This is a genomic window from Actinopolyspora sp. BKK2 (genome assembly GCF_011291845.1).
In the GTDB taxonomy this organism is placed as follows: domain Bacteria; phylum Actinomycetota; class Actinomycetes; order Mycobacteriales; family Pseudonocardiaceae; genus Actinopolyspora; species Actinopolyspora saharensis.
Map to the genome: position 1 here is coordinate 213,263 of NZ_JAANTE010000008.1, position 8,675 is coordinate 221,937.

Below are 8,675 nucleotides of genomic sequence, written 5' to 3' on the forward strand. Positions count from 1 at the left end.
AACGTGGCTTACACCTTTGACGTCGACGACGTGGCCTTTCTGCGCTCCCCCGAGGGGGAGCGCGCGCTGGCCGAGGTCGCCGGGCTGCCGCTGACGTCCTCCTCCCGGCTGGCCGACACGGCCACCGCACGCGAGGTCGCGGGCACGCGGTTCGCCCCCGCGGTGCTGGAGACCGTGGCGCTGCGCCGCCGCGCCGCGGCCAAGCTGAGCGGGGCGGACGAGTGGTTGTTCACGGATTCGGCGTTGCAGCAGGCCACGGCGACTCCGGTCGCCCGCCTGCGCGCCTCTCGGCTGGCGGGCAGGGACGTGCACGACGTCACCTGTTCGATCGGGGCCGATCTCGCCGAGATCGCCCCGGTCGCCCGGCGCTGTCTCGGCTCCGACCTCGACGAGGTCCGGTTGGCGATGGCGCGGGGCAACCTGGCCGCTCGCGGGGTGCGGGCCGGGCTGGTGCGGGCCGACGCGTTGCGCCCGGTCACCACGGGGGCCGCCGTGCTCGCCGATCCGGGCAGGCGGGACGGCACCGGGCGCAGGAGGTGGAACCCGGACGACCTGGAGCCCCCGCTCCGCGAGCTGCTCGCCGCGCACCACGGGCGGGACATGGTGGTCAAGTGCGCTCCCGGGCTGGACTTCGACCTGGTCCCGGCCGAGGCCGAGGTCGAGTTGGTCTCCCTGGCCGGTCAGGTGCGGGAGGCCTCGGTGTGGCTGGGAGAGCTGGCCGAGCCGGGAGCGCACCGGACCGCGACGGTGCTGCGCGACGACGGCGACGTCGCCCTGCGGATCACCGACGCCGAGCCCGACGACTGCCCGGTGCGGGAGGTGGGGGAGTGGTTGGTCGAACCCGACGGCGCGGTCATCCGCGCCGGGCTGGTCCGGCAGTACGCCGCGCGCCACGGTCTGGGGCAGCTCGACCACCGGATCGCCTACCTCACCGGGGACGCCCCGCCGCCGGGGGTGCGTGCGTTCCGCGTGCTCGAACGGGGCAAGTACAGCGAGAAGTCCTTGCGCGCGCTGCTGCGGCGTCACGGGATCGGACGACTGGAGATCCTGGTGCGCGGTTTGGACGTGGATCCGGACGCGCTGCGCCGGAGGATGAAGCTTTCCGGTGACGCGGCGGCCACCGTGGTGCTCACCCGTGTCGGCGACACCCCCACGGCAGTGCTCTGCAGGCCGGAGCTGACCTGAGCAGGTCCGGAAGCGCCGGGCGCTGGCTCGGCGGCCCGGGCATCGCCCCGATCCGGGACGGGACGGCGCGGAGGTGTGCTCGGGGAGGAATCCCGGCGGGCTTCGCGACGTTGCGGGGAACGGCCGACTCGTCCCGCGAGGTGGTTACCTCCGTCGAGGGGGCGTCCGGTCGCAGGAACCGCCGTTCCGCCCCGCGGAGCGCTCGAGCGGTTGATGTGAGTCCGCCGAAATACGGCGGCACGACAGGAGACGGGATCTCTATCCTGGGGAGGCTATGGCCACTGCACCCGTTTCGCCCTCGCTGTCCGAACTGCGCGAGAACCTGTCCGAGCTGATGACGCAGGATCAGCGCCGGTTGCGTCGTCGCATCGACGGAGCCCGCAAGATCCGGGAGGAGCAGGCGCTGCGCTCGGTTGTCGAGGAGATCTCGGCGGACCTCGCCGCGGCGCGGGAGCGCGTCACGCGGCGCCGCGAGCGGGTTCCCGAGCTCAGCTACCCCCCGGAACTGCCCGTCACCCAGCGGCGCGAGGACCTGCTGACCGCCATCAGGGACAACCAGGTGGTCGTCGTCGCGGGCGAGACCGGTTCGGGCAAGACCACGCAGCTGCCGAAGATGTGCCTGGAGCTCGGGCGCGGGGTGCTCGGCTCCATCGGCCACACCCAGCCGCGCAGGCTCGCGGCCAGGACCGTGGCGGAGCGTCTCGCAGCCGAGCTGGACACCGAGGTCGGCGGTCCGGTCGGCTACCAGGTCCGCTTCACCGAGCGGGCGAACGAGGACACGTTGGTCAAGCAGATGACCGACGGCATCCTGCTCGCCGAGATCCAGCGCGACGCGCTGCTGCGCCGCTACGACACGCTGATCATCGACGAGGCGCACGAACGCAGCCTCAACATCGACTTCATCCTCGGCTACCTCAAGCGGATCCTGCCCAAGCGGCCCGACCTGAAGGTGATCATCACCTCGGCCACCATCGATCCCGAGCGGTTCTCCGAGCACTTCGGCGGAGCCCCGATCGTCGAGGTCTCGGGGCGCACCTACCCGGTCGAGGTGCGCTACCGGCCCCTGGTGGACGACTCCGACGAGCTGGAGGACGTCGAGCGCGACCAGACCACGGCCATCGGGGACGCGGTGGACGAGCTGTGCGCGGAGGGGCCCGGCGACATCCTCGTCTTCCTCAGCGGCGAACGGGAGATCAGGGACACCGCCGAGGCCCTGGAGCAGCGCAAGCCCCCGCGCACCGAGGTGCTGCCGCTGTACGCGCGGCTGTCCTCGGCCGAGCAGCAGCGCGTTTTCCAGCGGCACTCCCACCGGCGCGTGGTGCTGGCCACGAACGTGGCCGAGACCTCGCTGACCGTTCCGGGGATCAAGTACGTCGTCGACCCGGGCACGGCCCGCATCTCGCGGTACAGCTACCGCACCAGGGTGCAGCGGCTGCCCATCGAACCCGTTTCGCAGGCCTCGGCCAACCAGCGCAAGGGGCGTTGCGGCCGCGAGTCCGAGGGGATCTGCATCCGGCTGTACTCGGAGCAGGACTTCCTGGCGCGCCAGGAGTTCACCGACCCGGAGATCCTGCGCACCAACCTGGCCTCGGTGATCCTGCGGATGACCTCGCTGGGACTGGGCGACGTCGCCTCGTTCCCCTTCGTGCAGCCGCCGGACAAGCGCCAGATCACCGACGGCGTCAACCTGCTGCACGAGCTCGGTGCCCTGGACCGCCCCAGCAAGCAGGGCGATCAGCGGTTGACGCGGATCGGCGACAAGATCGCCCAGCTTCCCATCGATCCGCGGCTGGCGCGGATGATCGTCGAGGCCGAGAACAACGGCTGCGTGCACGAGACGATGGTCATCGCGGCTGCTCTGTCCATCCAGGACCCCAGGGAGCGCCCGGCCGAGCACCAGCAGGCCGCCGATCAGCAGCACGCGCGGTTCACCGTCAAGCACTCCGACTTCCTCGGCTACCTGAGCCTGTGGCGGTACCTGCGGGAGCAACGCGACGAGCTCTCCTCGAACCAGTTCCGCAAGATGTGCCGGAACGAGTACCTGAACTACCTCCGCATCCGCGAGTGGCAGGACCTCTACGGTCAACTCCGCCAGGTGGTCAACTCGCTGGACGTCTCGGTCAATGACCAGGACGCCGATGAGGACCGCGTCCACCAGTCGTTGCTGGCCGGGCTGCTCTCGCACATCGGTCTCAAGGACACCGAGCGCAAGTCCGACCAGGGCAAGCGCGCGCAGAGCGAGTACCTCGGCGCGCGCGGCGCGAAGTTCGCCATCTTCCCCGGTTCGGCGCTGTTCAAGAAGCAACCCCAGTGGGTGATGGCCGCCGAGCTGGTGGAGACCTCGAAGCTGTTCGCGCGGACCGTCGCCCGCGTCGAGCCCGCCTGGATCGAACGTCTCGCGGGCCACCTGGTCAAGCGGCACTACAGCGAACCGCACTGGGAGAAGGACAAGGGCGCGGTCATGGCCTACGAGCGGGTGACGCTGTACGGCGTGCCGCTGGTGGCGGGCCGCAAGGTCAACTACGGGCGCATCGAGCCCGAGCTGTGCCGCGAGCTGTTCATCCGCCACGCCCTCGTGGAGGGCGAGTGGGACACCCGCCACGAGTTCTTCCACACCAACCGCAGGCTGCTCGCCGAGGTGGAGGAGCTGGAGCAGCGGGCGCGACGCAGGGACATCGTCGTCGACGACGACACGCTCTACGAGTTCTACGACCAGCGGATCGGCTCCGAGGTCGTCTCGGCGCGCCACTTCGACAGCTGGTGGAAGAAGGTCCGCAGGAAGCAGCCGGACCTGCTGACCTTCCCGAGGTCGTTGCTGTTCAACGAGACCTCCGCGGAGGTCACCGACAGCGACTACCCGGACTTCTGGCAGCAGGGCAGGCACAGCCTCGCGCTGAGCTACCAGTTCGAGCCGGGGGCCGACGCCGACGGGGTGACCGTGCACGTCCCCGTCTCCGTGCTCAACCAGCTCAGCCCGGCCGGGTTCGACTGGCAGATCCCCGGTCTGCGCGAGGACCTGGTGATCGCGCTGCTGAAGACGCTGCCCAAGCAGCTGCGGCGCGAGTTCGTGCCCGTGCCCGACCACGCCAAGGCGGCCCTGTCCCGGGTCACCCCGCGCGAGAAGCCGCTGCTGGAGGCCCTGTCGGAGGAACTGCGCCGGATGACCGGGGTCCGGGTTCCGCTCGACGCGTGGGATCCGGAGCGGGTTCCCGACCACCTGAGGATGACGTTCCGCGTCGTGGAGGGCTCCTCCTCCGGAGGGGAGGAACGAGTCCTCGCCGAGGGCAAGGACCTCTCCGCGCTGGCCGAGCGGCTGCGTCCCCAGCTGCGGGCCGAGATCTCGGCCGCTGCCGAGACGATCGAGCGGCACGGACTGCGGGACTGGGACTTCGGGGAGCTGCCCGCCACCTTCGAGCAGCAGCGCAACGGGCAGGTCGTCAAGGCCTACCCCGCGCTGGTGGACGAGGGCGACAGCGTGGGGATCCACGCGTTCGACTCGGCCGAGGAGCAGCGCCAGGCCCAGTGGCGCGGCATCAGACGGCTGGTGCTGCTCAAGGTTCCCTCACCGGTCAAGTACCTGCAGCGGCAGTTGAGCAACTCGTCCAAGCTGGTGTTCGGCCGCAGCCCGCACGGTGGCCAGGCCGCGCTGTTCGAGGACTGCATCGCCTGCGCGGTGGACGGCCTGATCGAGCAGTTCGGCGGGCCGCCGAGCGGGGAGGAAGGCTTCAACCGGCTGGTGGAGCGGGTGCGTTCCGGGTTGAACGAGACCGCCGCGCACGTGGTCTCGCTGGTGGAGCGGATCCTGACCGAGCAGCAACGGGTGGAAGCCGAGCTGGACGAGGCCCGGGGGCTGTCCGCGCCCGCGGCCGAGGACATCCGCACCCAGCTGGACAACCTGGTCCACTCCGGTTTCGTCACCGAGACCGGTCTGCGGAGGTTGGGCGACCTTCGGCGGTACTTGCAGGCGGTCTCCTACCGGCTGCGCAAGGTCGAGCAGCGCCCGCAACGCGACCGGGAGTTGATGGACCGCGTGGGCGAGGTCGAGCAGCGCTACCGGGAACTGCTGGACTCGCTCGGCCCGGGCAAGCCGGCGGGGCAGCAGCTTAGCTCCATCGGGTGGATGATCGAGGAGCTCCGCGTGAGCTACTTCGCCCAGGAGCTGGGCACGCCGCACTCGATCTCGGAGAAGCGGATCCACCGAGCCATGGACAAGCTCTGAGGGCCTCTCGTGGAGCGGCCGACTCCCGAACGGCGGTCGCGTGGGGAGCGGGCCGGGGCTTTTGCGCAGTTCCGCGCGAAACGTTCCCCGCGAGGCGCTCCCCACGCACCCGCCGCGGTGTCGCTCGGGGTGATCAGGCCGGGGTCACGGACAGCACCACGGAACCGGGGCCGGTGTGTGCTCCGATGGCCGCGCTGCTCTCGGCGAGGATCGGTTCGTTGGCGGTCTCCACGCGGTTCCGCAACTCCTCGAGGGCGGCGCCGGCCCGCTGCTCGGCCTGGAAGTGCTCGGCCGCGATGTTGACCCGCCGGGTCCCCGCGTTCCGCGCCGCGACGTCGACGGCCTTCCGCACGGCGCGTTCGGTGCCGACCGCCTGCCCCACTCGAGTGAGAACGCCTTCGCGCAACCCCAGCACCGGTTTCAGGGACAGGGCCGATCCCAGGCCCGCCTTGGCCGCACCGATCCGCCCACCGCGGCGCAGGTGCTCGAGGGTGTCCACGTACACCGTTTCGCTGCTTCCGCCCAGCCGGTGGTTCAGCACGTCCAGCACGGTTCGCACGTCGGCTCCCGCGGCCGCCGTCTCCGCCGCGGCTATGACGGCGTAGCCGAGCCCGAGGCAGCAGGTGCTCGAGTCCACCACGTGGATGGGGGTGTCGAACTCGGCCGCCGCCGTGCGCGCCGAGGCGCAGGTCTGGGACAGGCCGGTGGAGATGTGCGCCGAGATCACTGCCTCGACGCCCTCGCTGATCGCGTCCGAGTAGTTCCAGAAGAAGGCCGGGGGAGGGGGTGCCGCCGTGGCCACTCGCTGCCCGGAGCGCATCGCCTCGGCGAGCTGGTCGTGCGGGACGCGTCGCTCGTCGTTGCTCTCCTCGCCGACGGTCAGTTCCAGCTGCACGACCGAGATGCCGAGTCTTTCGACGAGGTGCGCGGGGATCGAAGCCGTGGAATCGGTGACGATGGCGACGCGCTGATTCATACTTTCAGGTTAGTGGTGGCTTCCCTCCGCGCTCTCGCCCGTCGCGAGTTACCTGCGTCGCTGACGGGCGGAAATCCGGCAGGGGTGTCCCAACTTCGGGGGCGAAGTGAGTACCGTCACTCCTATACCCTGGTTACGCTGGGGCTACCGGCCGGTAACATCCTTGGTGGTTGGTGTCACTGTGCTTTCTACGGGCCACGTGGCAAGGTCAACCTTCCCGGGGACGTGCCGCGCCGGCAGGACCAGCCGGGAAGTCGTCAACAGTCCGCAGGAGGTCGGAGAGGACCCATGAATATTGCCGTCCTGGTGAAGCAGGTGCCCGACACGTGGTCCGAGCGCAAGCTGTCCGACTCGGACCACACGCTGGATCGGGCGTCCGCGGACGCGGTGCTGGATGAGATCAACGAGCGGGCCGTTGAGGAGGCGTTGCTGGCCAAGGAGGCCCACGGTGGCGAGGTGACCGTGGTCTGCATGGGCCCCGAGCGCGCGACCGAGGCGATCCGCAAGGCGCTGTCGATGGGTGCGGACAAGGCCGTGCACCTGGCCGACGAGGCGCTGCACGGCACGGACGCGGTGTCCACGGCCAAGGCCCTGTCCAAGGTGATCGGCACCCTGGAGTCGGTCGACATGGTGGTCGCGGGCAACGAGTCCACCGATGGTCGCAGCGGCGCGGTGCCCGCGATGCTGGCCGAGCTGCTCGGCTGGCCGCAGCTGACCTACGCGCGCTCGCTGGCGGTCGACGGGTCGACCGCGTCCGTCGAGCGCGAGACCGACGCGGGAGTGACCAGCGTGCGGGCGGAACTGCCCGTGGTGGTTTCCGTGACGGAGAAGATCAACGAGCCGAGGTACCCCTCGTTCAAGGGGATCATGGCCGCCAAGAAGAAGCCCGTCTCCACGTTGACCCTGGCCGACGCGGGCATCGACCCGAACGAGGTCGGACTCTCCGGCGCGGCCACCCAGGTGGTCTCCTCGGCGCCCGCGCCGCCGAAGGAAGCGGGCCAGCAGGTCACCGACGAGGGCGAGGGCGGTACGCAGATCGTCGAGTTCCTGGCGGGCAAGAACCTCGTCTGAGTCGTTCCGTGCTGTCTCACCCGGCTTCGTTCGGGTCGCGTTTGAGAAGGGGCTTAATCCATGTCTGAGGTGTTGGTCCTCGTCGACCACGCGGGTGGCGAGGTCAAGAAGGTCACGTACGAGATGCTCACCGCGGCGCGCCGGTTGGGCGAACCAGCCGCGGTGGTTACCGGTGGGCCCGGCTCCACCGACAAGGTGGCCGAGGAGCTGACCTCCTCGGGAGCCGCGAAGATCTACACGGCGGAATCGGCCGACGTAGACAACTACCTGATCACCCCGCAGGTGGACGTGCTGGCGAGCCTGGTCGAGCGGGTCTCGCCCGCGGCGGTGCTGACCTCGGCCAGCGTGGACGGCAAGGAGATCGCGGGCAGGCTGGCGGTGCGCACCGGATCCGGCCTGCTCTCCGAGGCTGTCGACGTGAACTCCGAGGGAGTGGCGAGCCATTCGCTGTTCGGCGGTGCCTACCAGGCCGACGCCAAGTCGGCCTCCGGCATGCCAGTGATCTCGATGCTGCCGGGCAGCGTGGAGCCGGAGAGCGGCCAGGGCTCGGCCACCACTGAGTCGGTCGAGGTGCCCGGGGTCGACGCGAGCAGGGCAGGGGCGGTCACCGGCAGGCAACCCGCCGAGTCCGGGGACCGTCCGGAACTGACCGAGGCCAACGTCGTGGTCTCCGGCGGCCGCGGTGTCGGCAGCGCCGAGAGCTTCGAGGTGATCGAGAAGCTGGCGGACTCGCTCGGCGCGGCGGTCGGTGCCTCGCGCGCCGCTGTGGACTCCGGCTACTACCCGGCCCAGTTCCAGGTGGGCCAGACCGGCAAGACGGTCTCCCCGCAGCTGTACCTGGCGCTGGGCATCTCCGGTGCCATCCAGCACCGCGCCGGTATGCAGACCTCCAAGACCATCGTGGCGGTCAACAAGGACGCCGAGGCCCCGATCTTCGAGATCGCCGACTTCGGTGTCGTCGGTGACCTGTTCAAGGTCGCCCCGCAGTTGACCGAGGAAGTCGGAAAGCGCAAGAGCTGACCCAAGGGAGTCGGCGGTGCCGGTTGCGTGGGTGGTTCCGTAGGGGAACCTCAGCCGGGGTCTCGCTGCGGGATCCCCGACATCGGGTAGCGACCTACACAACGTCGGGGCTGTCCTCGCGAGACCCATGGCTGAGAACCCCCGGCGGTGCCGACTGCTCAGGCTCGTAAGCGTTCTCGTTGGGGCGACAGGCCTCTCGGGGAC

The 8,675-nt window shown here is 70.2% G+C and carries 5 protein-coding genes; 4 read left to right on the forward strand and 1 reads right to left on the reverse strand.

Features of this window, described 5'->3' with window-relative positions:
* Positions 1-3 precede the first annotated feature (3 nt).
* Both G9Q41_RS17265 and hrpA read left to right on the forward strand, forming a co-directional pair.
* The gene (locus G9Q41_RS17265) at positions 4-1,185 is read left to right on the forward strand and encodes a class I SAM-dependent methyltransferase (RefSeq protein ID WP_165633438.1); all 1,182 of its coding nucleotides are present in this window, start codon (positions 4-6) and stop codon (positions 1,183-1,185) included.
* 274 nt (positions 1,186-1,459) lie between these two features.
* A complete protein-coding gene (gene hrpA, locus G9Q41_RS17270) occupies positions 1,460-5,404 on the forward strand; it encodes an ATP-dependent RNA helicase HrpA (RefSeq protein ID WP_165633437.1) in 3,945 nt (1,314 codons plus the stop codon).
* A gap of 133 nt (positions 5,405-5,537) precedes the next feature.
* Here hrpA and G9Q41_RS17275 read toward each other — a convergent pair whose 3' ends face one another.
* Complete coding sequence (locus G9Q41_RS17275; RefSeq protein WP_165633436.1) at positions 5,538-6,380, reverse strand: DegV family protein; 843 nt, start codon at positions 6,378-6,380, stop codon at positions 5,538-5,540.
* A 288-nt stretch (positions 6,381-6,668) separates the two neighbouring features.
* On the opposite strand from G9Q41_RS17275, the gene G9Q41_RS17280 reads away from it, so the two are divergent.
* Together G9Q41_RS17280 and G9Q41_RS17285 are read left to right on the forward strand one after the other, a co-directional pair.
* Complete coding sequence (locus tag G9Q41_RS17280; RefSeq protein ID WP_165633435.1) at positions 6,669-7,451, forward strand: electron transfer flavoprotein subunit beta/FixA family protein; 783 nt, start codon at positions 6,669-6,671, stop codon at positions 7,449-7,451.
* Between the two features lie 60 nt (positions 7,452-7,511).
* Positions 7,512-8,471, forward strand: a complete 960-nt coding sequence (locus G9Q41_RS17285) for an electron transfer flavoprotein subunit alpha/FixB family protein (protein ID WP_165633434.1) — start codon at positions 7,512-7,514, stop codon at positions 8,469-8,471.
* Positions 8,472-8,675 lie beyond the last annotated feature (204 nt).